Raw genomic sequence first — 24,050 nt, 5'->3', positions numbered from 1 at the left:
AACTCGCAGACCGCTTGTTAGTGCTTTATTAAGGAGTCACTCAAACCATGAAACGAGTATTAGCTTTATTCAGTTTACTCTTTGTTTTTAGTTTTACCCCTATTACTTCGGCTCAGGCCGGTATCCCATTTTTTGGCAATGACGACGAACAACCTACTCTGGCACCTATGCTGGAAGAGGTTACACCTGCTGTTGTCAACATTTCCGTAAAAGGAAAGCGCGAGGTCAGACAACGACTACCGGATGCGCTTCGTTTTTTCTTCGGACCTAATGCACCGCGCGAACAAGTTCGCGAGCATCCATTTCAGGGGCTGGGTTCTGGCGTGATTATTGATGCCAAGAACGGTTATGTCGTCACAAATAACCATGTCATTGACGATGCAACTGAAATTCTGGTTACCCTAAAAGATGGCCGCGAGTTTGACGCCAAGGTTATCGGCACCGACAAACGCAGTGACGTTGCACTGCTGAAAATTGAAAATGGTGACAACCTTACCGCTATCGAACTCGGCCAGTCTTCAGACCTGCGTGTCGGCGACTTCGTGGTTGCTATTGGCAACCCCTTTGGTCTTGGACAAACGGTCACCTCGGGTATTGTGAGTGCATTAGGCCGTGGCGGGTTAGGTATCGAAGAATTAGAAAACTTTATACAAACCGATGCAGCGATCAACAGTGGTAACTCAGGCGGCGCACTGGTCACCTTAGACGGCAAGTTAATTGGCATAAACACCGCAATACTTGGCCCCAATGGCGGTAATATCGGTATCGGTTTTGCCATTCCGTCGGACATGATGAATAACCTGGTTCAACAGCTTATTGAATTCGGTGAAGTTCGCAGAGGCGTTCTGGGTGTGCGAGGCAACGACCTGACCCATGATGTGGCTCAGGCACTGAATATTCCCGTTAATCGCGGGGCCTTTGTTTCTCAGGTAGTACCCGGTAGCTCGGCAGCTGAGGCAGGTATTGAGTCTGGCGATGTCATCATATCGGTAAATAACCAGACCATTCGCTCATTCTCCGAGCTTGGAGCTATGGTTGGCTCGATAGGCTCCGGTAAGTCAATCGAACTTGGTATTATTCGCGACGGCGAGGAGCAGTCAATCAACGTCACTTTAGGAGCGCAAGACACCTCAGTAACCGCAGCCTCTATCCACCCGGCTCTGGAAGGAGCAACTCTCGCCGCAGCTGATTCAGGCAAAGGTATAGAAGTATCTGAGCTCGAAGAACGCTCACCTGCAGCCCGAATTGGCCTTGAAAAAGGCGATATTATTCAGGGTGTGAATCGGCAGGCAGTCAGTTCCATCGCTGAACTCAGAGCCGCCATTGAAGATAAGGCCGGCGTCATTGCGTTAAATATAAAACGCGACAGCAGCTCACTCTTTATTGTATTGCGCAACGCTAACTGAGATTGTGACAGACAGGTGGTATCAGTGCTATGCTGATACCACTTAATTCAATCGGAAACAGGTATGCAGCGACTCTCTTCAACCCTACGATTCTTGTTTCAGTCAGTCGGTTTAGGCTTGGTTGTTGCGGCCATTGTGATTATCAGTCAGCCGTTCTGGGGGCAGTCTGAGTCTTTAAGACAAACCAATTCCGAAGTTATTTCTTTTAACCAGGCCGTTCGTAAAGCCGCCCCTGCAGTGGTTAATATATACAGTATGGGCGAGATACAAGGTTCATACTACCAACCACAGTCATCTCGGGTCTTGCGCTTGGGCTCCGGCGTTATTATGGACTCTCAGGGTTACATTTTGACCGCTCACCATGTCGTAGATAATGTCGATCAAATTGAGGTCGCTTTACAGGACGGGCGTCGTTACGCCGCTCAGTTAATTGGCAGCGACCGTTACACTGACCTGGCCGTACTTAAAATTGATGCCGACAACCTTCCTGTTATTCCAGTTCAGTCGACACGCCGCATTCAGGTTGGTGATATTGTTCTTGCTATAGGTAACCCCTACAACATTGGTCAGACAATAACTCAAGGAATCATCAGTGCCAGCGGCGGACGTGTAGGCGTCAGTAACTCCTACTCTGACTTAATTCAAATGGATGCGGTTATCAACCAAGGCGCATCTGGGGGGGCATTGGTAAATACCGCCGGCGAGCTAATAGGAATTAATAACGCCCGATACAACTCCGCTTTTGGCGATGGTGGTGAAGGGATCTATTTTGCCGTGCCCTATGAAAATGCACGCAAAGTGATGAAAACACTCATTCAAGAAGGCAAAGTGGTTCGTGGCTACATTGGTATTAGTGTTAACCCAAATTTCAGTGAAGAACAGTCTTTATCAGGGATCTTAATTACAGACGTTGAAGCGGGCGGCCCGGCAGCGGCTGCCGGTCTGCAACGTAATGATTTTTTGGTCGCTATTGACGGAGAGCCTGTTCGTACTGCTTCCGAAGGGCTGGACAGAGTAGCCAATAGCGAACCCGGTACCGAATTGGAAGTAGAGTTTTACCGTGGCAACAAACGCATGACAACCACGGTAACCGTTGCCGAGTTACCTCGTTAAAAGCGGACGGCGATTAAGCCGTCACTCGCTCAATATCAGCACCTAAACCTTGTAGTTTCTTTTCAATGCACTCATAACCACGGTCGATATGATAAATACGCTCGACGACCGTTTCTCCCGTAGCTACCAGGCCTGCGATAACTAACGATGCCGAAGCGCGTAAATCAGTACACATAACTTCAGCGCCGGTTAGTTCTTCTACACCATGGCATAAGGCGGTATTGCCTTCCGACTCTACATTTGCACCCATACGCCTTAGCTCAGGAATGTGCATAAACCGGTTTTCAAAAATCGTTTCACGAATACCTGCGGTGCCCTCTGCAATTGCATTTAATGCACAAAACTGGGCTTGCATGTCAGTCGGAAAAGCCGGGTGAGGCGCGGTAATAATATTCACCGCTTTGGGGCGTCCCTGACTTTTTAGCGTGATCCAGTCTTCACCTTTTTCGACCTCAGCGCCAGCTTCTTCTAGTTTTTTCAGTACAGCATCCAGACTGGCCGGGTCAGTTTTTTCGCACCGTATAGAACCGCCCGTTGCCAATGCAGCAACCAAAAAGGTACCGGTTTCGATACGGTCGGGCATGACGCTGTATTCTCCGCCATGCAGTTTTTCCACGCCAGTAATATGAATGGTATCGCAACCAGCGTCGCGCACATTCGCACCCAGGCTGTTCAGAAAGTTTGCTAAGTCGATAACCTCAGGCTCGCGAGCCGCGTTTTCAATTACCGTTTCACCTTCTGCCAATACCGCCGCCATCATCAGATTTTCAGTACCAGTAACACTGACGGTATCTAATAAAATTTCCGCGCCCTTCAAACGGCCTTCGACAGATGCCTTAATGTAGCCATTTTCAACATCAATGTGTGCCCCCATTTTGCGTAAACCTTCAATATGAAGATTAACGGGGCGGGCTCCTATCGCGCAGCCACCCGGAAGCGAGACTTCGGCTTTTCCGGTTTTCGCCAATAGTGGCCCCAAAACCAGAATAGACGCCCGCATCGTTTTTACTAAGTCATAAGGCGCTTTAAAATGATTCAGTGTGGTTGGGTCGATAGTCACACTGTTATCGTTCAGGCTACTGTGACAAATGCCAAGGCAGTCTAACAACTCTAAGGTTGTATCAACGTCATGTAAATCGGGAACATTGGATAACATGACTTTATCAGAAGGCAAAAGCGACGCCATTAGGATAGGCAAAGCCGCGTTTTTTGCACCGGAGATTTTGACCGAACCGGACAAAGGCTGCCCACCCCGTATTTTAAATTTATCCATCAACTAACCAACAACCTTATGGCATCATTAATTTTTTATCACGCGCCCAGTCTTCAGGCGTGTAAGCTTTAATTGAAACTGCGTGAATAGAGCCATCCGCAATTAAGGGGTTTAGTGGGCCATAAACAGCTTGCTGACGCTTAACCCGACTCATGTCTTTAAAGTCTTCACTGACAGCGATAATTTCAACATTAGCACCTTCGGCTTTGACCAGTAACTCTTCCAGTGAAAGTGCCTCGTTAAGCAAAGTTTTCAATTCTTCAGTATTCATTTTTATCTGCCGTTAGCTTAAAAGTGAGTAATGCCGCCTAGCTTAACGAAAGCAACGACTCGACGCCACTAACGCGGGCAATTTGTTTCAACTGTTCAGAAGCACCAATACACGTCAGAGGCCCTTTACCATCACCTACTAACTTAAGAATCTCAAGTAAGAAGGCAACCCCGGCTGTATCGATCACATCCACATCCGTTAAATCAACTTTCGTTTCCGGGCCTATGGACCAACCTTTTCGCTGAGACCAGAGTTTGGCAACACTATGGCGAGTCAATGAGCCGCTAAAAACCAGCGTTTTATCACTACTCACTTTAACTGATGTCAGGCCTGTCTGCTGAGCGCTCATTAAATTCCCTCTGTCGGATTTTCAACTTCGTCATCGGCCTTGATAGGTTCAGAAGCTTTCTTCTCAATCAGCTCTATTGTCTTATCTATGCCATTAGCCCGAATAACCGATGAAATTTCGCTTTGCTTACTGTTAAGCAGACTCACACCTTCCACAACCAAGTCATAAGCTTTCCAAATTTCTTCATCCGAGTCATAGCGAATACGAAAATCCAGACGAATTTCAGGACGCCCTTCTTCTTTTACCCGGGTGCGCACAATTGCAGTGCGCGCATCGTCGGCTAAATCATTGCTGGGCTCAAAGCTGACGCTGTGCTTACTCTCATCGTACTGTGTGAATGCGCGCGCATAAGTCGCTACTAAATAATCGTAAAATGCACGGTAGAAACGTTCTCGTTGCTCCTTCGTGGTATCACGCAGATAACGACCCAATACTTTCTTAGAAGCATACAAACTATCGACATAAGGCATCATCTCATCTTCGACGATTTCCTTCAGATAGTTAGGATCCTCATCAATTTTGTCCCTATCGGATGCGATACGGTCAAAAGTTGTTTCAGCAACTTCTTTTAGTAGTTCATGTGGATTCTCGTTTCGTATTAAATCAGCCGATGCCGATGCTACAAACAGGAGCATCGCCAACGTTGCTGTTACCCATTTATTTACTGCCATGTTGCTCTCCTTACAACCTAATCGTTACCCTGACTAAACAAGAACTGGCCTATTAAATTCTCCAGTACAAGTGCAGATTTCGTGTCTGTAATCATGTCCCCGTCTTCCAGCATATCAACGCTGTCATCAATAAAGCCGGGTTCCAGTCCGAGATATTGCTCACCTAATAGACCAGAGGTTAGTACCGACAAGGTGCTGGTTTCAGAAAACTGGTCATACTCTTTACTGATAGTCATTTCAACGCGCGGTTCATAGTAGTCGCCCGATAGAGAAATATCGGTAACACGACCAACAACAACGCCCCCAACCTTGACCGGAGAGCGGACTTTCAGGCTACCAACATTGTCAAACTTTGCGTACAGGGTGTAAGTATCACCCGATGTCGTCATGGTGCCGCTCGCAGCTCTTAATGCGATAAAGAACAAAGCTAAAATTCCGACGACGACGAAAACGCCTACCCATAACTGTGTTTTTCTTGATTCCATGGTTATCCACCAAACATGATAGCTGTAAGAATAAAATCGAGTCCTAAGATTGCCAGCGATGCCGTCACTACAGTTGACGTTGTCGCGGCACTGATTCCCGCCGAGGTTGGCACTGCACGATAGCCCTTATACAAGGCTATCCAGGTAACAACAAAAGCAAATACGATTGACTTAATAATGCCGTTGAGTAAGTCGTCCTGCCAATCAACCGCTGACTGCATTACTGACCAAAAAGCGCCTTCATCAACGCCCAGCCAGCCAGAACCAACCAGGTAGCCACCATAAATACCAACAGCTGAAAACATCAGCGCCAGCAATGGCATACTGACTAAGCCGGCCCAAAAGCGCGGAGCAACAACACGACGCAGCGGATCAACCGCCATCATCTCCAGACTGGACAATTGCTCAGTTGCTTTCATCAAGCCGATTTCTGCTGTTAAAGCAGAACCGGCACGGCCGGCAAAAAGCAGACCGGTGACAACAGGCCCCAATTCACGCAATAACGACAAAGCCACCATGGGGCCAAGACTCTGCTCAGCGCCATAATCAACCAAAATAGTATAGCCCTGAAGGCCTAGAACCATTCCTATAAACAAGCCGCTGACAATAACAATGAGCATTGATAGTACGCCGACAACGTACATTTGCTTCACAAACAACGGCCAGGACTTGCTCGGTTGAGGCTTGCCAATAATCGCGCTCATTAACATGGCCAATGCGTATCCAATGCCCGCCAGACTGTCTAAGACTTGTCGCCCGATAGACTGTAAAAACTGGATCATGCCTCGCCCCTTAACAAGTCTGTCGTAAAATCATCGTCCGAATAATGAAATGCGACCGGGCCGTCTGGCGCACCTTTTAAAAACTGCTGGATAATTGCGGTGTCGTTCTCCCGCAACTCGTCTGGCGTACCCTGACCGACCACCTTTTTATCAGCAATGACGTAGGCATAATCAGCGATAGACAACACTTCTTTTACGTCATGGGACACAACAATAGATGTAAGCCCCAGTGATTCATTCAGAGATTTAATGAGTTTTACAATCACGGCCATAGAAATAGGATCCTGGCCCGCAAACGGCTCATCGTAAAGAATCAGATCCGGATCCAATGCTATAGCCCTTGCTAAAGCCGCTCGGCGAGCCATACCCCCGGATAACTCCGAAGGCATTAAGTGACGGGCACCACGCAGGCCTACGGCCTCAAGTTTCATTAATACAACGCTACGAATGAGCTCTTCCGGTAAGTCCGTATGTTCGCGCAGCGGAAACGCCACATTTTCGTAAACCGACATGTCGGTAAAAAGAGCGCCACTTTGAAACAACATGCTCATACGCTTTCGCAATTGGTACAGTGCATCGCGTTTTAACTTAGGAACTTCTTCACCGGCGACTTTAATGCTGCCACTGTCAGGCTTAAGCTGCCCGCCAATCAGACGCAGCAACGTGGTCTTGCCGATTCCGCTGGGACCCATTACAGCAACCATTTTGCCTTTGGGAACAGTAAGCGACAAGCCGTCATAAACCCGGTGGCTTCCATGCGCGAAAGTTAGATCCTTAAGTTCTACCAAATTTGTCACGACAATTTCCTGTTAGGAGTTTCCATGCCATTATTTTAGCGGCATTCGGCATAACCTGATACCGATAAAGTGTTGCAAATCTTATCAGCGAATCGATTCAATTTCTGTCAATTCATCGACAAGTTTCAGTAAATATTGTGCAAAGTCCTCACGTTCATGTACGCAGGCATCGCATAAGTTTAGCTGTTCAAACAAACGAGCACCATGAACAGCATAGAACAGGGTCTTACCGACTTTTTTGCCGGCGATACGTTCAAGTCGCTGCAAAGTAACAGCAACATGCTCTTTTAACGGCCCCAGCAGCTCAGGGTTGGTTGCAGCTGCCGCCAGCATGCCACTACCCAGGCGTGAACATTCGGCGTCAGTATCAAGAGCTGCTAGTAAGATACTTTTTAACTCCCCTTTTGGGTCATCGCTAAATTGTTGATGATAGGATTCGCGTAAAGCTTCATACCTTTCAACTCGTCGTTTGAGCATAGCCTGTAATAAACAGTCTTTACTGTTGAAATGGTAGAGCAACCCGCCTTTACTTATTCCTGTCACCTGGCTTAAAGCATCAAACGTCAGGTGTGCAGCCCCTTCTGCCGCGACCAGCTGGTCTGCCGCATCCAGAATGACTTCCCTGTTACTGGGTCGTCCTGCTCCTTTTTTCTCTACCATAACGTCTTCACTTTACCTGTAGTCACTTTGTTAACCGTCTGGTTGGTATAGTAATTATTTTTACAATAAAATACAAGATTTACCTGAGTACGGTAGGCAGAGTTGTATTGAATGACGTATTATACAAGGCAAAAGCACAACGCCAGAGGCATGACAATGAAGCAAGTAACCCAGAATTTTCGGCTGCTGGGCGAACAGGTACTGGATATCGAAAAGAAAGCGATTGAAGGTTTATATCAATATTTAGATGATAACTTTGATGCTGCCTGCCAAACGCTGTTTAACTGCAAAGGTCGGGTTATCGTTACCGGCATGGGAAAGTCCGGCCATATTGGCGGGAAAATAGCCGCAACACTTGCCTCTACCGGCACGCCTGCTTTTTTTGTTCATCCGGGCGAAGCCAGTCACGGTGACCTCGGCATGGTGGCAGCCCAGGACGTGGTTATTGCCATATCAAACAGCGGCGAAACAGCCGAAGTACTGAACATTATTCCGGTCATAAAACGCCTTGGTGTTCCCTTAATATCAATGACAGGCAAACCGGACTCCACTCTGGCAAGACTTGCCGACACCCATGTTTGTATTGCGGTTGAGCAAGAGGCGTGCCCACTGGGCTTGGCGCCAACAGCCTCTACCACAGCAACTTTGGTTATGGGTGATGCATTTGCCGTCGCTCTGCTAAACGCCCGCGGCTTTACCGCCGATGATTTTGCCTTGTCTCACCCTGGTGGCTCTTTAGGCAAACGATTGTTGCTTCGCCTGCACGATGTCATGCACACAGGCGACAGAGTTCCGATGATTCCGGCTGACGCCATTATCAGTGATGCCTTGTTAGAAATGTCGCGCAAAGGCCTGGGCATGACCGCTGTAGTGGACGAAAATAATCGCCTGGCCGGTATCTTCACCGACGGTGACTTACGCCGCATTCTGGATAACCGGGTGGATGTCCACAAAACACCAATAGCTGATGTTATGACCCGCTCCTGTACGACCGCTAATGCAGATATGCTGGCCGCAGAAGCATTAAAACTGATGCAGGACCGCAAAATTAACGGGCTTATCATCACGAATGATGATGGTCAGCCGTGTGGAGCGATGAACATGCATGACTTACTACAGGCGGGAGTACTCTAATGGAGTGTGTTAATACTTGGTACGGTGATATTGATAAAAGCCTGTTTAGCCGTTTTTCCGAAATTAAGTTACTGGTACTGGATGTGGACGGCGTTTTTTCTGACGGTCGAATCTATTTAGGCAACGACGGTGAGGAACTCAAGGCATTTCACACCCGTGATGGATTTGGCATGAAAGCGTTAAAAAAGTCCGGTGTTGAGACCGCGGTCATAACCGGCAGAACCTCACGCATTGTCGAACACCGCATGGAACATTTAGATGTTGGTCACATTTATCAGGGCCAGAACGACAAAACAGCTGCTTTTAATGAGCTGCTGAAGAAATTGAATTTGAGCACCGACCAAGTCGCCTATGTGGGCGATGATACCCCCGACTTAGCTCTGATTAAGGTAGCCGGCCTGGGTATTGCAGTACAGGATGCTCACGCTTCGGTGCAGCAGCAAGCCGATTATATTACCCGTTGTCACGGTGGATACGGAGCGGTACGCGAAGTCTGCGATCTCATCATGCTCAGTCAGGGCCAACTGCACCTGGCAACAGGAGCCAGTGTGTGAGCCGACGAGTTACTGTCATTCTTATTCTGCTATTCGGTGCCGGGCTTTTGCTTGTCTGGCGCCCTTTTGGTGATGATGCAGACGACAATAATGCCACCGCAACCCGCATGATGCGACCGGATTTCACTGCTTTTGGTCTGGAAACCCGCATTTTTGAGAGTGACGGCTTACTCGCACATAAAATCAAGTCAGAGAAGATGTCGCATTATAATCAAATAGGCTTAACCGAACTCGAGCAGCCTACGTACACTGTCTTCTCAGAACAAGGTGACGAAATTTGGGAGGTTAGCTCTGCACAAGGGACTTTCTACGATGACCAAACTCTTATTTTAGAGCGCGATGTTGAAATCCTTGCGTTAGAGCCTGATACTCGAATTAAACAAGTGTTAACCGAGTACCTGATTGTTGATTTGAAAAATCAATCAATGAGTACCGAACACCCGGTGAGCATTCACGGACCCCGGCTATTAATTCGTGGTAACGGAATGAGTGCTGACCTGAAAGCTGAACGAATGGAGCTAAAAAGACATGTTAAAACGATTTTCCAGCCTGCTGAGTAGTTTTACTCTTATTGCCTTAGTGCCTTGTGCAGTTATGGCTCAGGGTAAGTCCGACTTTAGTCAGCCTATGGAGGTAGAGTCGAGCCAGGAAGAGCTGGACATTAAAAACAACCGGCTAGTTTTAACGGACAATGTCATTATTCGTCAGGGATCGTTATTAATCAGAGCAGACAGACTTGAAGCCTCGGCCAGCGAGAATGCAGAACAAGCCGATACTTTTGTTGCAGAAGGCACTCCTGCTACTTACAGCCAGACTCTGGATGATGGCAATAAGATAAACGCAGAGGCCAACAAAATTACCTATTTTCAATCGGAACAGCGCCTGGAGCTTAGCGGAAAAGCCCGTATTTCTCAGGGTAGCAGCAGTTCCAGTGGTGATCTCATCACCTATGATTTAGACAAACAAACCATAACCGCGACCAGTTCCGGTGAAGAAGACAGTCGCGTCATCACCATTTTTACGCCAAAGGCAAAAACTGACTCCAACGAGAAAAATAACGAGAACCCTTAATATGGCAACCTTACGAGTTAAACACTTAGCCAAAAGCTATAAAAGTCGCCAGGTTGTTAAAGACGTTAGCCTGGAGGTGAGTCAGGGACAGGTTATTGGGTTACTAGGGCCTAATGGAGCCGGTAAAACAACCACCTTTTATATGATTGTCGGACTGGTTAACAGCGATAAAGGCCAGATTTTACTGGATGATAACGACCTCACTTTACTGCCAATGCATGAGCGGGCACGCAGAGGTATTGGTTACCTGCCACAGGAAGCTTCTATTTTCAGAAAGCTAACGGTACGTGACAACCTAATGGCCATTTTAGAAACCCGCAAAGCGTTATCAGACAACGACAGAGAAGAACAGCTCGATGCCTTACTCGAAGAGTTTAATATTGGGCACATTGCCAACAGCCAAGGAATGAGTCTGTCAGGCGGTGAGCGCCGACGGGTTGAAATAGCCAGGGCCCTGGCAGCAGAGCCCACTTTTATTCTTTTAGATGAGCCTTTCGCTGGTGTCGACCCCATATCCGTCATTGATATCAAAAAAATCATTGAGCATTTAAAGCAACGCGGTATTGGCGTATTGATTACCGACCATAATGTTCGTGAAACCCTATCGGTTTGTGAACACGCCTATATCGTTAGTCATGGCGAACTTATTGCCAGTGGGGATGCAGAAAGTATATTATCGAATCAACAGGTTAAAGACGTTTACCTCGGTGAGCAGTTCACCTTATAACGTGAAACCGGGACAGTCATTATGAAGCAAAGTCTGCAGCTAAAAATTGGTCAGCATCTGACCATGACGCCACAACTTCAACAGGCCATTCGCCTGCTGCAGCTTTCCTCACTCGATCTTCAGGCTGAAATTCAGGATGCACTGGACAGTAATCCTCTATTAGAAGTTGAAGGCGATGCCAGCAACGAAGCTGACAACTCCGAAACCCGAAATATCGAAGAGCGGGATGACAGTCAGCGAGAAACCTCGGACGTTATAAAAACTCAGGAAATGCCGGACGAGTTACCGGTAGACAGCAGTTGGGATGACACCTACTCCAGCCAGACACCGGTTAATGGGGCCGCGTCCTCTGGTAAGTCTTTTGACGGTGACTTTGAAGTTTACCAGGGCTCGACCAGTGAGTCGTTGCAAGATCACTTACTTTGGCAAATGCAGCTTTCCCACTTTTCTGACGAAGACACGGCCATAGCTGAAGCCATTATCGAAGCTATAGACGACAACGGCTATCTAATGGTCGATGTTGATGAAATTATTGAAGCGGTGCGCCTGCCAGAGGTAGAAGCAGAAGAAGTTTGCATGGTGCTTAAACGCATTCAGCATTTCGACCCAATAGGAGTTGGAGCGCGTAGCGTCAGCGAATGTCTTGCCATTCAGTTGCGACAGTTAAATGACGACACTGAATACAAAGAGGTTGCTCTATGCTTAGTGACGGAACATATGGATTTACTGGGCAGCCGGGATTTTCGCACCATTCAGCGTAAGTTAAAGCTCTCGGAAGACGACTTGCGTCAAACCATGCGCTTGATTCAGCAGTTGCATCCCCACCCGGGTGAGCAAGTTGCACAACAACCCGTTGAATATGTCATTCCGGATGTTGCTGTGGCAAAAAAAAATGGGCGTTGGATGGTCGAATTGAACCCCGACAGCGTACCTAAATTAAAGGTCAATGAAGAATACGCGGCCTTGAGTAAAGCAGCTAAGTCAGTAGCCGACAGCCAGTACATAAAAAACCACACGCAGGAAGCGCGTTGGTTTATAAAAAGCCTGGAAAGTCGCAATGACACGTTGCTAAAAGTTGCCAACTGCATAGTGCAACGCCAACAGGGCTTTTTTGAGCATGGCGAAGAAGCCATGAAGCCTATGGTTTTAAACGATGTCGCCGAAGCAGTGGATATGCACGAAAGCACCATTTCGCGGGTGACAACACAGAAATACTTACACTGTCCGCGGGGCGTGTTTGAGTTAAAATACTTTTTCTCAAGTCATGTCAGTACTGAGGGCGGTGGTGAGTGTTCAAGCACTGCAATACGTGCTTTAATTAAGAAGATGGTCGCTGCAGAAAACCGCAGTAAACCGTTAAGTGACAGCAAAATTGCTGAACTGATAGCTGAACAAGGTATCCAAGTAGCAAGGAGGACAATTGCGAAGTATCGGGAATCGTTAAACATTCCATCATCGAGCCAACGCAAAAGTCTTTTGTAACTTTGTTAACTGCAAGAAGGAAGACGTTATGCAAATTAATTTGACCGGTCACCACATCGATATTACCGAAGCTTTACGTGACTACGTAGACACAAAATTTGCCAAGCTGGAACGACATTTTGACCACATTACTAATGTTCACGTCATCCTAAATGTTGAAAAAACGATTCAAAAAGCGGAAGCTACGCTGCACGTGAATGGCGGTGAAATTTTTGCCGACGCAAAACACGACGATATGTACGCGGCCATCGACGGTTTAATCAATAAGCTGGACCGTCAGGTGATTAAACACAAAGAAAAAATGAAACAACATTAATCCATGCAACTGAGTGAATTGTTAAGCCCCGACTGCACCAAGTGTGCAGTCGAGGGCGCAAGTAAAAAAAGACTGCTTGAAACCATTAGTCAAATCGTAGCTCCTAAGTTGTCCGGCATTACCCGCCATGACATTTTTGAGAGCCTATTGAACCGTGAGCGTTTGGGCAGTACGGGAATTGGCTTAGGTATCGCAATTCCTCATGGCCGATTACCCAATGCTAACCACCCGGTTGCGGTATTACTCACGCTAGATGAGCCGATTGAGTTTGACTCTATCGACAACCAACCCGTCGATATTATATTCGCGCTTCTGGTACCAGAATCCGAACACGAAAACCATCTGCAGACTTTAGCTTCTGTCGCTCGCCGTATGAATGACAAAGACTGCACACGTGCATTACGCCAGGCTGACTCCGACAAAGACTTATACCAATTATTTATTGGCGAAGGTGAGCAGTCGCCATGCAACTGATCATTGTTAGTGGTCGTTCCGGTTCAGGTAAAACCATCGCGTTGCGGGTCCTTGAGGATTTAGGTTTTTACTGCGTTGATAATTTACCCATTAGCCTGCTACCCACGTTAGTCCATGCTGTTATCGAGCAATACCAGAAAATTGCCATTAGCATTGATGTTCGTAACTTACCCGAGCACTCCGAAGAACTGCTGGACTCACTCAACTTTTTGCCTAAAGGCGTAGAGCCCGAAATTCTGTTCATTGATGCAGACGACAACACCTTATTAAAACGTTTCGGTGAAACCCGGCGACTACACCCGCTCTCGCAAAAAGAACTGCCTTTACTGGAAGCGCTGCAAACCGAGCATAAGATGCTTGAGCCTATTATGGAGCGTGCCACCTGGCGTCTCGACAGTAGCGACTTGTCACTGCACCAGCTGAGCGAACAGGTTACTGAGCGTGTGCTTGGCCGCGCAGATAAAAAACTCATTATTGTTTTTCAGTCATTTGGCTTTAAATATGGCTTACCCAAAGATGCCGACTTTGTTTTTGACGCACGAATTTTACCGAACCCACACTGGCAACCTGAGCTAAAGTTGTTAACGGGGTTGGATACCGATGTACAACTCTTCTTCCGCCAACAACCTTTAGTCACTAAGTTTATCTATCAGCTGGAAAACTTTCTCGACACCTGGTTACCGCATTTTCAGCGCAGCAACCGAAGTTATCTGACTATTGCCACCGGCTGCACTGGTGGTCAGCACCGTTCAGTTTATATCTCTCAGCAGCTAGCCGAGCGCTTTGAACAAAAAGACCTAAAGGTTCAGGTCAGACACCGGGAGTTAAAGCAAAATGGATAAAGTTTGCAGAGACCTGATTATTCGCAATAAACTGGGTCTGCATGCTCGCGCCGCAACCAAGTTGGCTCAATTAACACAAGAATTTGATTCAACCATAACGGTGCGACAAGGCGAACAATGCGTGAATGCCGCCAGTGTAATGTGTCTCATGCTACTGGCCAGTCAACAGGGCAAATCTGTTGAAGTGTGTGCTGAAGGAAAAGATGCACAAGCGGCGCTGGATGCTGTTAGTACGTTATTTGAAGATCGCTTCGAGGAAGACGAATAAACATGATTGCGGAACTGTCCGACAAAGAATATGCCATGCAGCGCATCCAGGAGGTTAACTCCGCGCTGTCCGATGGCATGTTCGTTGCTGCCCGCCGTATGCTGCATAATATGCCGGCATGTGACGTGGCACTGTTGTTGGAGTCTTCACCACCGAAAAGCCGTTCCATTGTCTGGAAACTGGTCGATGTTGAAGAACACGGTGAAATTCTTGAAGAACTGAACGAAGAAGTTCAGAAAGACATTATTCGCCAAATGGCACCGGAGAACCTTGCCGCTGCCACCGAAGGCATGGACACCGATGACCTGGCCTACGTTTTGCGTGGCTTACCTGAGCCAGTCTATCAGGAAGTTCTGAAGTCCATGGACGAGAGCGACCGTGAACGTGCGGAAACAGCGCTCTCATACGCCGAAGACAGCGCTGGTGGTATCATGAACACCGATACTATTACCCTGCGCTCAGACGTCACCATAGACGTTGTCCTGCGTTACTTGCGTCTTAAAGGCGAACTGCCCGAAGCGACAGACAAACTCTATGTTGTCGACCGCAATGAAAAAGTCACCGGTGAGATATCTCTGACTCAACTACTGACCGTTGACCCGAGCCGCCGTATTGATGAGATTATGTCGTCTGACATTACGACCATACCCGTCGATATGGAAGAAACCGAGGTCGCGAAGCTATTCGAACGCCATGACTGGGTATCCGCGCCGGTTGTCGACAGTGACCAGCAGCTTGTCGGTCGTATTACCATCGATGACGTGGTCGATATTATTCGCGAAGAAGCCCAGCACTCTATGTTGAGTATGGCGGGTCTGGAAGATGACGAAGATACCTTCGCCCCCGTATTAAAAAGTACCCGACGCCGGACAGTCTGGCTGGCGGTGAACTTAGTTACGGCGTTACTCGCCGCTATGGTCAGTTCCTTATTTGAAGATATTTTAGCGCAAATGGCGGTACTGGCTATTCTGAACACCATTGTGCCCAGTATGGGTGGTATCGCTGGTAGTCAGACACTGACGCTGGTGATACGAGGTATGGCTCTGGGCCATATAGGAACCAGTAACTCCCGATGGCTTATCGGTAAAGAGTTGGCTATTGGTTTCTTAAACGGCATTATTTGGTCGGTGCTGATTGCGGCTGTCGTCGCGCTGTGGAAGCAAGACTGGTTAGTCGGTGGGATTATCGCCTTTGCAATGATGATGAACCTGGTAGCTGCCGCGTTGGCCGGTGCGACCATACCACTTGTTCTTAAGCGCTTTAATATTGATCCGGCTCTGGCGGGCGGGGTTATCCTCACAACCGTGACTGACGTTGTCGGTATCTTTGCCTTCCTTGGCTCAGCAACCTTATTACTGTCTTAAATCTTTTTAGTTTAATTACCGGCAACACTCATTTGCTCTAACAACACAGAGCCGGTATGCAGCGCATGGCGCTCATCGGTGTCATTACCTATGGCAACAATGTTCGCCAGCATGTCTTTTAAGTTACCGGCAATAGTTACTTCTTCTACCGGATATTGAATTTCTCCGTTTTCAACCCAGAAGCCGGCGGCGCCACGTGAGTAGTCACCGTTGACCATATTCACGCCCTGGCCCATTAGCTCAGTTACCAGCAAACCAGTACCCATTTTCTTGCACAATTGTGCTAAAGAATTATCCTGCTGTGTAACTCGCCAATTGTGAATACCTCCAGCGTGCCCGGTTGGCTGCATACCCAATTTACGCGCGGCGTAACTGGCTAACAGGTAAGTCTGCAAAACACCGTCGGTAATAATATTCTGCTCTTTTGTCGCCAGACCTTCTGCATCGAATGGCGAGCTCGCCAGGCCACCAATAATGTGTGGTTTTTCCTGAATATTAAGCCACTCGGGCAGTACCTGTTTACCGAGCTGATCAAGCAGGAAGCTGGATTTACGATACAAATTGCCACCGCTGATTGCGCTCACCAAGTGTCCGAACAAACTTCCGGCAATGTCTGCCCGGAAAATGACCGGCACTTTAGCGGTTGGTACTTTGCGTGCACCTAAGCGGGACAAGGTTTCTGCAGCGGCTTCTTCGGCAACGCTTTCGGCAGATTTAAGTTCCTGCATCTTACGCGCAACAGAATAACTCATGTCTCTCTGCATTTTGTCGCCCTCTTTGGCGATTAAAACGCAACTGAGGTTATGCCGGGACTGTAAATAGCCACCGATAAAACCATGACTATTACCGTAAACCCGAAAGCCGGTATGGCTGCCGTAATGCGCGCCGTCTGAATTAACAATGCGCTCATCCAGATTCAAAGCATGTTTCTCACAAGCCAGAGCCTGCTTTATAGCGTACTCAGCACTTTGATCACCCGGGTGGCACAAGTCCAGATCGGGCACATCGGTAGCCATTAATTCTGCCGGAGCCAAGCCATTGTATGGATCCGGAGAAGTGAACCGAGCAATATCACAGGCTTTATCAACTGCCGCACTAATTGCTTGCTCAGACAGGTCAGTGGTTGATGCCGAACCTTTCTGGTGTCCACGGTAAACGCTAATACCCAGCGCACCGTCCTGATTAAACTCTACGGTTTCAACTTCTCCCAGGCGTGTGCCCACTGAAATACCTGAACTGTGGCTTATTGAGCACTCGGCAGAACTGACACCTTTGGCCTCAGCCAGACGCAGCGCTTCTTTTACCGCAGTCTCTACCTGCTTCATTTGAACCTGTAAGTCACTCAGTTGTACTATCAAAAAACTCTCCTCACTGCTAAACTGACGGCTTTGTAGCGCTAATGAATCGAACTTATGCCTAAACGCCCAGCCGAAAATCCTGAACAATCTGACGACTTCGTCAGCAAGTCCCAAAAAAAACGCGAAATGGCTGAACGCCAGGAGCTTGGGACTCAACTTGTCAATTTAACCGACAGCCAGTTAGCAAAAATGCCACTGGATGATGAGCTGCGCGATGCCGTTTTACTTGCCCATAAAATTCGCAACAAGCACGAAGGCTACCGACGCCAGCTTCAATTTATTGGCAAGCTCATGCGCTTACGTGATATTGCGCCTATTGAGCAAGCTTTAAATAATCTAAAAAATGCGCATCAGCAACAGACTTCTATCTTCCACGAGATTGAAACCACTCGCGATAAGCTGCTGCATGAAGGCGACGACGCTCTGCAAGCATTTATTGAGGAGCATCCTCATGCTGACCGCCAAAAACTGCGTCAGTTAATCCGCCTTGCAGAGAAGCAAAAAGCGGAACAAAAACCGCCTGTTGCCGCTCGTCAACTCTTCGTCTATTTACGTGAACTGCTTGCCTAGCCGCAGGCAGTTCGGTTATTCCGTACCACCTACGGTCATTGAATCCAGTTTCAGGGTTGGCTGACCAACGCCTACGGGTAAACTTTGCCCATCTTTACCGCAAACGCCCACACCTTCGTCCAGCGATAAATCATTCCCAACCATAGACACTTGTGCCATGGCTTCTGGTCCGTTACCAATAAGTGTTGCACCTTTTAATGGTGTGGTGATTTTCCCGTCTTCAATTAAATAAGCTTCAGACGCAGAAAAAACGAACTGCCCTGAAGTAATATCGACCTGGCCACCCGCAAACTGGGGGGCGTAAATCCCTTTTTTCACACTACCGATAATCTCTTCCGGACTGTGCTCGCCGGCGAGCATATAGGTATTGGTCATTCGCGGCATCGGCAGATGAGCAAAGCTTTCGCGGCGTCCGTTTCCGGTCGTTGCCTGACCCATTAAACGCGCATTCATTTTGTCCTGCATGTAACCGCGCAGCACGCCATTCTCAATCAATACGTTGTAACCACTCGGCGTGCCTTCGTCATCAATACTCATTGAGCCACGGCGATCACTCAGTGTGCCGTCATCGACAATAGTGCAAAGTGGTGAAGCCACTTGCTCGCCAATTTTACCGGAATAAGCGGATGACCCTTTACGATTAAAGTCACCTTCTAAACCATGGCCAACCGCTTCATGCAACAGCACACCCGGCCAACCCGATCCCAGAACCACCGGCATATTGCCCGCAGGTGCCGGCTTTGCTTCTAAATTAACCAGCCCCTGACGTACAGCTTCTTCAGCAAAACGCTGCCAACGCGCGTTACCGCTTTTTTCTTCCAGGAAAAACTCATATCCTACACGCGCTCCACCACCGGCACTGCCGCGCTCGCGGCGGCCGTTTTGCTCGGTGATGACAGAGCAATTTAGACGAATTAAGGGGCGTTTATCGGTTCCCAGAGTACCGTCTGTTGCAGCGACCAGAACTTCATCGTAACTGCCACTAAGGCTCACAACGACCTGACTCACTCTTGAGTCCTGCGCACGTGCGTGGGCATCTACTTTTTTTAGTAATTCGATTTTTTCATCTTCAGATAAGGTATCCAGCGGGTTAAGCGCTTCATAGCGCGACTTTGCCTGCACCGATTTCAGCGCCTGGACTTTTTTACTTTGTCCCTGACGGGCTATACCCCGGGCAGCTTCGCTGGTACGTTTAAGCGCATTCAAAGTAATTTCATCGGCGTACGCAAAACCGGTTTTTTCGCCTTGCACCGCGCGCACGCCCATACCGGTTTCTATATGAAACGCTCCGTCCTTAATAATGCCATCTTCCAGCACCCAGGACTCATTGACACTGTGTTGTAAATAAATATCAGCAAAGTCGATATCGCCGCTATAAAGGGTTGATAACGCGTTGCTTATTTCGTCTTGTGATAGTTCGTAGTCAGTTAGTGTCATGTCTTTTGTACAACCTCAAATTGATTCTGTTGCGCCACCGGCATTTGCTTTCGAATGGATTCTACATCCGCTAAGTCAACGCTGGCTGAAATAATGCCTTCGCCTTGCTCCTGCTCGACCAGTATTTCACCCCAGGAGCTAACAATAATCGAGTGCCCATAGGTTTCGCGGCCATTATCATGCTGTCCGACTTGGTTCGGCGCTACAATAAACACCTGCTGCTCAATAGCTCTGGCCCGAACTAACGCATGCCAGTGAGCCTTCCCTGTAACCTGGGTGAATCCGGAGGGTAAAACAATGATATCGGAGCCCGCCTGACGCAATGCTCTAAATAACTCTGGAAAGCGCAGATCATAACACACTGACATACCAACCACACCTAAGTCGGTTGCGGCTGTTACTACTTCAGTGCCGGGTTTCGTCCATTTTGACTCCCGGTATTTTTTGGTGTTATCTGCAACATCGACATCAAATAAATGAATTTTATCGTAGCGATTGACAATAGAACCGTCAGGCCCGAAGAGTAACGATGCCGCAGAGAAACGCTCGCCTGCCGCTATGGGTATGGTGCCGGCAACCAGATAAATACCATGCGCTTTTACCAGCGAAGCCAACTGTCGCTGTATTTCACCGTCCTGATAGGTTTCAGCCATGTCCAACTGCGCACGATCGCCAGCACCGAAGCAACAAAACGCTTCCGGCAACACCACCAGTTGCGGACGCGCAGCGGGAAGTCGCTCTAATAACTTAGCAACGGTGGTCAGATTATCTTGCGGATCCGGGCGACTGCTCATCTGCAGCGCCGTCAGTTGCACTTGTGTCATCATCTGCCTCGGAATCGGTTGAGTTCTCTTCCAATTCTGGCAAATCAACAGGGCGGCTGTCACGTTCTATTTCTTCAACTACCGGATCATCAATGGTTCCTGTCACCTGATACCGCAAGCGAGAAATGACTTTAGCGTCATGCAGTACCTTGTCAATAAACAAGGCGGCAAGGCCGCTGGGCGGGTTAACCATCCAGGCCAGGATAATAGGAAGGCTGGAAGTCACTTTAGGTGCATAAGTCAGATTATAGTTTAATTCGCCGGTGTTCATGTCTGTCCACCCGCGAATTTCCATATCGCCGGCGGAGCCTAATAGTTGCGCGTCATTGGTGTTGGCCACGCCGTCTTCAACCTGAACGCTCCCCGTTAAGTCAGTAAAGAACATTCCCTGAGAGAAGATGTCACGGAAATCCAGTGTCAACTTACGTAGAATGCTGTCCAGACTCAGCATAGAAAACAAACGCGCACCACCATCACTGACTTCGGCCAAATAACCTTTCTCTAAATCCCATTTAATTTCACCATTGAGTGACTCCCACTCGAACTGATGTAGATGGTCTTGCCAATTCAAATCAAAATCAATAACCGCCGCGCTGTCCCTTATTGCGGTTTCCAAACCATAATCGCGTAATAAATCGCCCAAATCTTCGCTACTTAGGCTACCGGACAAAGCGCTGAATCCCCGCTCTTCTGAATGCCGCCAGAACCCTGTCAGTGTCAGCTCGTCATTGTCCTTTTTAAGCGTCATTTTTTCAATACTGAAGCCGTCATCAAGCGGACTAAGAATCAACTCTACTTCACCTAAGTCTTTTTCATCGATACGGCAACTACGGCACAGAAAATTCAATGGTGGGACTTTTTCAAGCCAGCTCCAGTTCGTTTCATCCGATTCCTCCGGTAATTCAAAACCCGTGCTTAAGGCTAAATAATCCGCTCTAATGCTGATACCTTGCTGCACAAAGTTCTCGGGGATTGTCGCGCTTAGCACAGCGTTACTTGCATCTACCCGGGCCTGCCAGCCTGACTCACCAGGCCATACCTGGATATCGGCCTGATTAAATTTCTGCTGTCCCCAACGCAACTGAGGTGTTTCAATACTAATAGAGTCCGGCAACCACCCATCACCACTGCTCTGCTGTTCACTATCAACACCGGCTCCCTCTGCCAGAGCATAGATAACTGAGTACCACTGTCCAATATCCGCTTGAGGTAACTCCGCATTCACAGCAAACCCGGTAAAATTGCCCGGCTCATCTGCTGAAGATACTTCTCCGACATTCAATACGGCTTGCTGCCATCCGTTACTACCAGGCTGCCAAAGGCTGTCCCAGCTAAGACGATCATCGATATCGGCGCGCAGTCGCAGTTGGTCACCGTTTCCATTGAGACGAACTGAGAGCTGCCACCCCTCTCCAAAGTCCTTTTGCAAAGGTTCGGGCAGTGAGGTTTCCAGACCCGTCAAATCAAACTGTGACTCGAGTTCAACACCAACATCTTCGTTACTAAGGCGCAAAACTAAGTCCGCTTCACCGTTAACCGCACCATAGAAAAACGGTTCCCATTGCGGGTAAGGGAGTTGTTCAAACAAAGGCTCGCTTTGCCAGTCTATTGCCGTAGTGATATCGAGCAGGTACTCCTCATCACTTAACTCACCAGACACCTGAGTATCTATTGGCATTCCATACCAGTTTAAACGTAAACCCTCGGTGCTGACGCTACTGTTCTCTACCGTTAATTGCCCGTTCGTTATGTCAAAGGTCTGCTGTAATGCCTCAACGGTAATTGAAACCCCTTGCAGCGGCGTGCTGACTTCTACCGCCACTTCACGAGAACCATTAAACGGAATGTCTAATTCAAACGCCCCCTCAACCTCACCTTTAGGGTTAAGCTGCAATAGGGTTTCAGTCACGCTATCAAGCGGAGACTGTTCAAAAACAGGAAGTAAAGATTCAGCCTTACCACTCACATTCGCCTGTACTTGCAAGCCCTGCTCCGCATCCGTTAAATCAGGAATTTGGGCATCAACCTGCTTCACCTGTACTTCGTTAATGTGGCCGGCATTTGCTGACATCCGCAAGGCTTTATTATAGAAATCTAATTTTATGGGGGCGTTTTCTAACGGCAACCAATTCGGTTGAAACTGGTAGGTCAGAGCATCGAAGTCAACACGCGCGTTGAAAACGCCATTCTGTTTTTCCCCCGGAAACTCATTGACCGGCCCACGCCATAGTACTTCAAGACCTTTGGCCTCACCGGATACTAAAGCATTAGTGAGGTAATCTTTGACGCGCTGCCCCATAACTGAGGGGAGCAATGTCCGCGCTGTTGAGACAGAAAAAGGTTGTTGGGTTGACAGTAGCGCATCAACTTGAGGGGTATCCGCTCCGTTACCAGTAAGCTGTCCACTTCCAGCAAGAAGAAAATCGTCCTTGGCTAATTCCATCTGTTCTAACCGGACTTTCCAGTGTTTGGGTTGCACTAGCCACGAACCGGATAAGCTCAAAGTATCAATATCCCATGCCTGCGTTGGAGACAGGCTATTGCCTGCAAGCCGAACATTACGACCATCGATACGCCAATACCCCTGGTTTGCGGTGCTATTTACCACTAAATCCAGGCCATTAAAACTTGGCAAACTATCGTTACCATCGGCAGATAAATTTTCACTTTTCAACGACCACTGCCGGCCAGAAACCGGGTGCATCCGATACCGAAAACTTGCTTTGCCATTAAGACCCAGGGCCATCAATCCGTTGGTATCAAAGTCGACCGGAATTAAAGGAAGCAGACCAATGACTTCACCGATATCCATATCGTCGATGCTAATATCATGAACATCAGTCAATTGCTGCCAGGCAATACGGGGGATGTCTAACTGACCAACAGAGGTGTTCACTGTCATAGGTAAGCTGTTGATAAGCCACCCTTCAGCTTCCGGCCTCAGAATAATTTCGCCCTCCGGGAGCTGAAGCCATTTAAGCTCATCGGCTCCGGCATCCAGCCAGGTGATGCGGTTATCTCTTAGTTTAAGTAACCCCTCAAACAACTGACCGTTACGAACATCTAGCCAGCCGGTGAAGTTAACATTCGAAGCTTGTACATCAATATCCCCCAATTGTTCTTCTAACCAGGGACTAATGTCGACATTTTGAGAATCGACGTAAAATTGACCATTAAACTCTGACCAACGATCACCTCGTAAATCAATAATAAAATTAAGGCTGTTGGTGGCAAAGTCTTCCATTCTGAACTGACCTATCCCCTGGTGTTTTTTGCCTTCATTTGTCCAGGACAGGCGATCAATATCAATTTTACGGGTCACTCCACGCAGATTGGTCAGTAATAATTCGCCATTATTCAGTGAAAACTTCTCTAACTGCTGCAAAAACAAACGGTTAATGTAGTCGATATTTAATTCTTCGGTTTCATCAAGACCGGAAAATTTCCTCAGATCCAAAGCTATTCGTGCATCTTCCAGAATAAACTGCTCAGCAATCAACTGTCTGTCCAACAGCGTATTCCAAAAATCCAGTACAACATGAACTTCACCGACGCGCACTTGCAGAGGTGACTTCTCACGCTCCAGTAAAACAAGATTATCGAGGACAACAGAAGGGCCTTCTCTGGTCCAGGTCATAGACAGGTCGCTGATACTCACGGGTTGCTGAAAACGGGCTTCCAGCTGCTCTTCGAGAGGTTCAGTTAAATCGGGCAGGTAAGGCAGGCTGTAGCGCAATAAACTCAGGCCGACCGCAACCAGCACCAGCACAATAGCCAGCGTTAGCCAGAGTTTGTTTAAAATCCACGACAGAGTACGCATTA

At 48.0% G+C, this 24,050-nt stretch carries 26 protein-coding genes; 14 read left to right on the top strand and 12 right to left on the bottom strand.

The window, feature by feature from the left end:
* Nucleotides 1-47: 47 nt before the first annotated feature.
* A complete protein-coding gene (locus VBY75_RS07850) occupies nucleotides 48-1,406 on the top strand; it encodes a DegQ family serine endoprotease (protein WP_416511877.1) in 1,359 nt (452 codons plus the stop codon).
* 63 nt (nucleotides 1,407-1,469) lie between these two features.
* Nucleotides 1,470-2,519, top strand: coding sequence for a trypsin-like peptidase domain-containing protein (locus VBY75_RS07845; RefSeq protein ID WP_416511875.1), 1,050 nt, complete (start codon nucleotides 1,470-1,472; stop codon nucleotides 2,517-2,519).
* A gap of 13 nt (nucleotides 2,520-2,532) precedes the next feature.
* Here VBY75_RS07845 and murA read toward each other — a convergent pair whose 3' ends face one another.
* The 8 genes from murA to VBY75_RS07805 form a co-directional block, all read right to left on the bottom strand.
* Entirely contained in the window at nucleotides 2,533-3,792 is a 1,260-nt protein-coding gene (gene murA / locus VBY75_RS07840) for a UDP-N-acetylglucosamine 1-carboxyvinyltransferase (RefSeq protein WP_278358275.1), read from the bottom strand.
* A 16-nt stretch (nucleotides 3,793-3,808) separates the two neighbouring features.
* Nucleotides 3,809-4,063 carry a BolA family protein gene (locus tag VBY75_RS07835; RefSeq protein WP_199494255.1) on the bottom strand — a complete coding sequence of 85 codons (255 nt, stop codon included), beginning with the start codon at nucleotides 4,061-4,063 and terminating at the stop codon, nucleotides 3,809-3,811.
* A gap of 37 nt (nucleotides 4,064-4,100) precedes the next feature.
* Nucleotides 4,101-4,412, bottom strand: a complete 312-nt coding sequence (locus tag VBY75_RS07830; protein WP_199494256.1) for an STAS domain-containing protein — start codon at nucleotides 4,410-4,412, stop codon at nucleotides 4,101-4,103.
* Nucleotides 4,412-5,083 (bottom strand): MlaC/ttg2D family ABC transporter substrate-binding protein, encoded by a 672-nt coding sequence (locus VBY75_RS07825; RefSeq protein ID WP_199494257.1) that lies wholly within the window; start codon nucleotides 5,081-5,083, stop codon nucleotides 4,412-4,414. Before VBY75_RS07825 ends, VBY75_RS07830 begins: the two co-directional genes overlap by 1 nt.
* Nucleotides 5,084-5,100: 17 nt before the next feature.
* A complete protein-coding gene (gene mlaD / locus VBY75_RS07820; RefSeq protein WP_199494258.1) occupies nucleotides 5,101-5,568 on the bottom strand; it encodes an outer membrane lipid asymmetry maintenance protein MlaD in 468 nt (155 codons plus the stop codon).
* Between the two features lie 2 nt (nucleotides 5,569-5,570).
* Nucleotides 5,571-6,347: a lipid asymmetry maintenance ABC transporter permease subunit MlaE gene (gene mlaE, locus VBY75_RS07815; RefSeq protein WP_054489966.1), complete on the bottom strand. Its 777-nt coding sequence runs from the start codon at nucleotides 6,345-6,347 to the stop codon at nucleotides 5,571-5,573.
* Nucleotides 6,347-7,147 (bottom strand): ATP-binding cassette domain-containing protein, encoded by an 801-nt coding sequence (locus VBY75_RS07810; protein ID WP_054489813.1) that lies wholly within the window; start codon nucleotides 7,145-7,147, stop codon nucleotides 6,347-6,349. Before VBY75_RS07810 ends, mlaE begins: the two co-directional genes overlap by 1 nt.
* Before the next feature lie 84 nt (nucleotides 7,148-7,231).
* The gene (locus VBY75_RS07805) at nucleotides 7,232-7,807 is read right to left on the bottom strand and encodes a TetR/AcrR family transcriptional regulator (RefSeq protein ID WP_199494259.1); all 576 of its coding nucleotides are present in this window, start codon (nucleotides 7,805-7,807) and stop codon (nucleotides 7,232-7,234) included.
* Between the two features lie 156 nt (nucleotides 7,808-7,963).
* On the opposite strand from VBY75_RS07805, the gene VBY75_RS07800 reads away from it, so the two are divergent.
* The 11 genes from VBY75_RS07800 to mgtE are packed head-to-tail and all read left to right on the top strand — an operon-like array spanning nucleotide 7,964 to nucleotide 16,039.
* The gene (locus VBY75_RS07800; RefSeq protein ID WP_199494260.1) at nucleotides 7,964-8,941 is read left to right on the top strand and encodes a KpsF/GutQ family sugar-phosphate isomerase; all 978 of its coding nucleotides are present in this window, start codon (nucleotides 7,964-7,966) and stop codon (nucleotides 8,939-8,941) included.
* The gene (kdsC, locus tag VBY75_RS07795) at nucleotides 8,941-9,495 is read left to right on the top strand and encodes a 3-deoxy-manno-octulosonate-8-phosphatase KdsC (RefSeq protein WP_199494261.1); all 555 of its coding nucleotides are present in this window, start codon (nucleotides 8,941-8,943) and stop codon (nucleotides 9,493-9,495) included. Before VBY75_RS07800 ends, kdsC begins: the two co-directional genes overlap by 1 nt.
* On the top strand, nucleotides 9,492-10,055 hold the full coding sequence (lptC, locus tag VBY75_RS07790; protein ID WP_199494262.1) for an LPS export ABC transporter periplasmic protein LptC: 564 nt from the start codon (nucleotides 9,492-9,494) through the stop codon (nucleotides 10,053-10,055). Before kdsC ends, lptC begins: the two co-directional genes overlap by 4 nt.
* Nucleotides 10,024-10,566 (top strand): lipopolysaccharide transport periplasmic protein LptA, encoded by a 543-nt coding sequence (gene lptA, locus VBY75_RS07785; RefSeq protein WP_199494263.1) that lies wholly within the window; start codon nucleotides 10,024-10,026, stop codon nucleotides 10,564-10,566. The genes lptC and lptA overlap by 32 nt, the downstream gene beginning before the upstream one ends.
* Before the next feature lies 1 nt (nucleotide 10,567).
* Nucleotides 10,568-11,293, top strand: a complete 726-nt coding sequence (gene lptB, locus VBY75_RS07780) for an LPS export ABC transporter ATP-binding protein (protein ID WP_054489801.1) — start codon at nucleotides 10,568-10,570, stop codon at nucleotides 11,291-11,293.
* Between the two features lie 21 nt (nucleotides 11,294-11,314).
* On the top strand, nucleotides 11,315-12,775 hold the full coding sequence (locus VBY75_RS07775; protein ID WP_416511869.1) for an RNA polymerase factor sigma-54: 1,461 nt from the start codon (nucleotides 11,315-11,317) through the stop codon (nucleotides 12,773-12,775).
* A gap of 28 nt (nucleotides 12,776-12,803) precedes the next feature.
* Complete coding sequence (hpf, locus tag VBY75_RS07770; RefSeq protein WP_054489797.1) at nucleotides 12,804-13,091, top strand: ribosome hibernation promoting factor; 288 nt, start codon at nucleotides 12,804-12,806, stop codon at nucleotides 13,089-13,091.
* 3 nt (nucleotides 13,092-13,094) lie between these two features.
* Entirely contained in the window at nucleotides 13,095-13,565 is a 471-nt protein-coding gene (gene ptsN, locus VBY75_RS07765) for a PTS IIA-like nitrogen regulatory protein PtsN (protein WP_054489794.1), read from the top strand.
* Entirely contained in the window at nucleotides 13,556-14,407 is an 852-nt protein-coding gene (gene rapZ / locus VBY75_RS07760; RefSeq protein WP_199496400.1) for an RNase adapter RapZ, read from the top strand. Before ptsN ends, rapZ begins: the two co-directional genes overlap by 10 nt.
* A complete protein-coding gene (locus VBY75_RS07755) occupies nucleotides 14,400-14,675 on the top strand; it encodes an HPr family phosphocarrier protein (RefSeq protein ID WP_199494764.1) in 276 nt (91 codons plus the stop codon). Before rapZ ends, VBY75_RS07755 begins: the two co-directional genes overlap by 8 nt.
* A 2-nt stretch (nucleotides 14,676-14,677) precedes the next feature.
* The gene (gene mgtE / locus VBY75_RS07750; RefSeq protein ID WP_054489786.1) at nucleotides 14,678-16,039 is read left to right on the top strand and encodes a magnesium transporter; all 1,362 of its coding nucleotides are present in this window, start codon (nucleotides 14,678-14,680) and stop codon (nucleotides 16,037-16,039) included.
* A gap of 11 nt (nucleotides 16,040-16,050) precedes the next feature.
* On the opposite strand, the gene pmbA is transcribed toward mgtE, so the two are convergent.
* Nucleotides 16,051-17,397: a metalloprotease PmbA gene (gene pmbA / locus VBY75_RS07745; RefSeq protein ID WP_082332155.1), complete on the bottom strand. Its 1,347-nt coding sequence runs from the start codon at nucleotides 17,395-17,397 to the stop codon at nucleotides 16,051-16,053.
* Nucleotides 17,398-17,451: 54 nt separating this feature from the next.
* Between pmbA and yjgA the strand changes: the two genes are divergently transcribed.
* Nucleotides 17,452-17,967 (top strand): ribosome biogenesis factor YjgA, encoded by a 516-nt coding sequence (gene yjgA / locus VBY75_RS07740; RefSeq protein ID WP_054489784.1) that lies wholly within the window; start codon nucleotides 17,452-17,454, stop codon nucleotides 17,965-17,967.
* Nucleotides 17,968-17,982: 15 nt separating this feature from the next.
* Here the strand turns inward: yjgA and tldD are convergent, their stop codons facing one another.
* From tldD to VBY75_RS07725, 3 genes are read right to left on the bottom strand one after another with little or no spacing between them, the layout of a single operon-like run.
* A complete protein-coding gene (gene tldD, locus VBY75_RS07735; RefSeq protein WP_199494765.1) occupies nucleotides 17,983-19,404 on the bottom strand; it encodes a metalloprotease TldD in 1,422 nt (473 codons plus the stop codon).
* Nucleotides 19,401-20,198, bottom strand: coding sequence for a carbon-nitrogen hydrolase family protein (locus VBY75_RS07730; RefSeq protein WP_416511864.1), 798 nt, complete (start codon nucleotides 20,196-20,198; stop codon nucleotides 19,401-19,403). The genes tldD and VBY75_RS07730 overlap by 4 nt, the downstream gene beginning before the upstream one ends.
* Nucleotides 20,170-24,048: a YhdP family protein gene (locus VBY75_RS07725; protein WP_416511862.1), complete on the bottom strand. Its 3,879-nt coding sequence runs from the start codon at nucleotides 24,046-24,048 to the stop codon at nucleotides 20,170-20,172. Before VBY75_RS07725 ends, VBY75_RS07730 begins: the two co-directional genes overlap by 29 nt.
* Nucleotides 24,049-24,050: the final 2 nt, after the last annotated feature.

Source organism: Idiomarina sp. HB (assembly GCF_048059115.1).
Lineage (GTDB): Bacteria > Pseudomonadota > Gammaproteobacteria > Enterobacterales > Alteromonadaceae > Idiomarina > Idiomarina abyssalis.
This window is presented reverse-complemented; position numbering and strand designations above follow the sequence as displayed.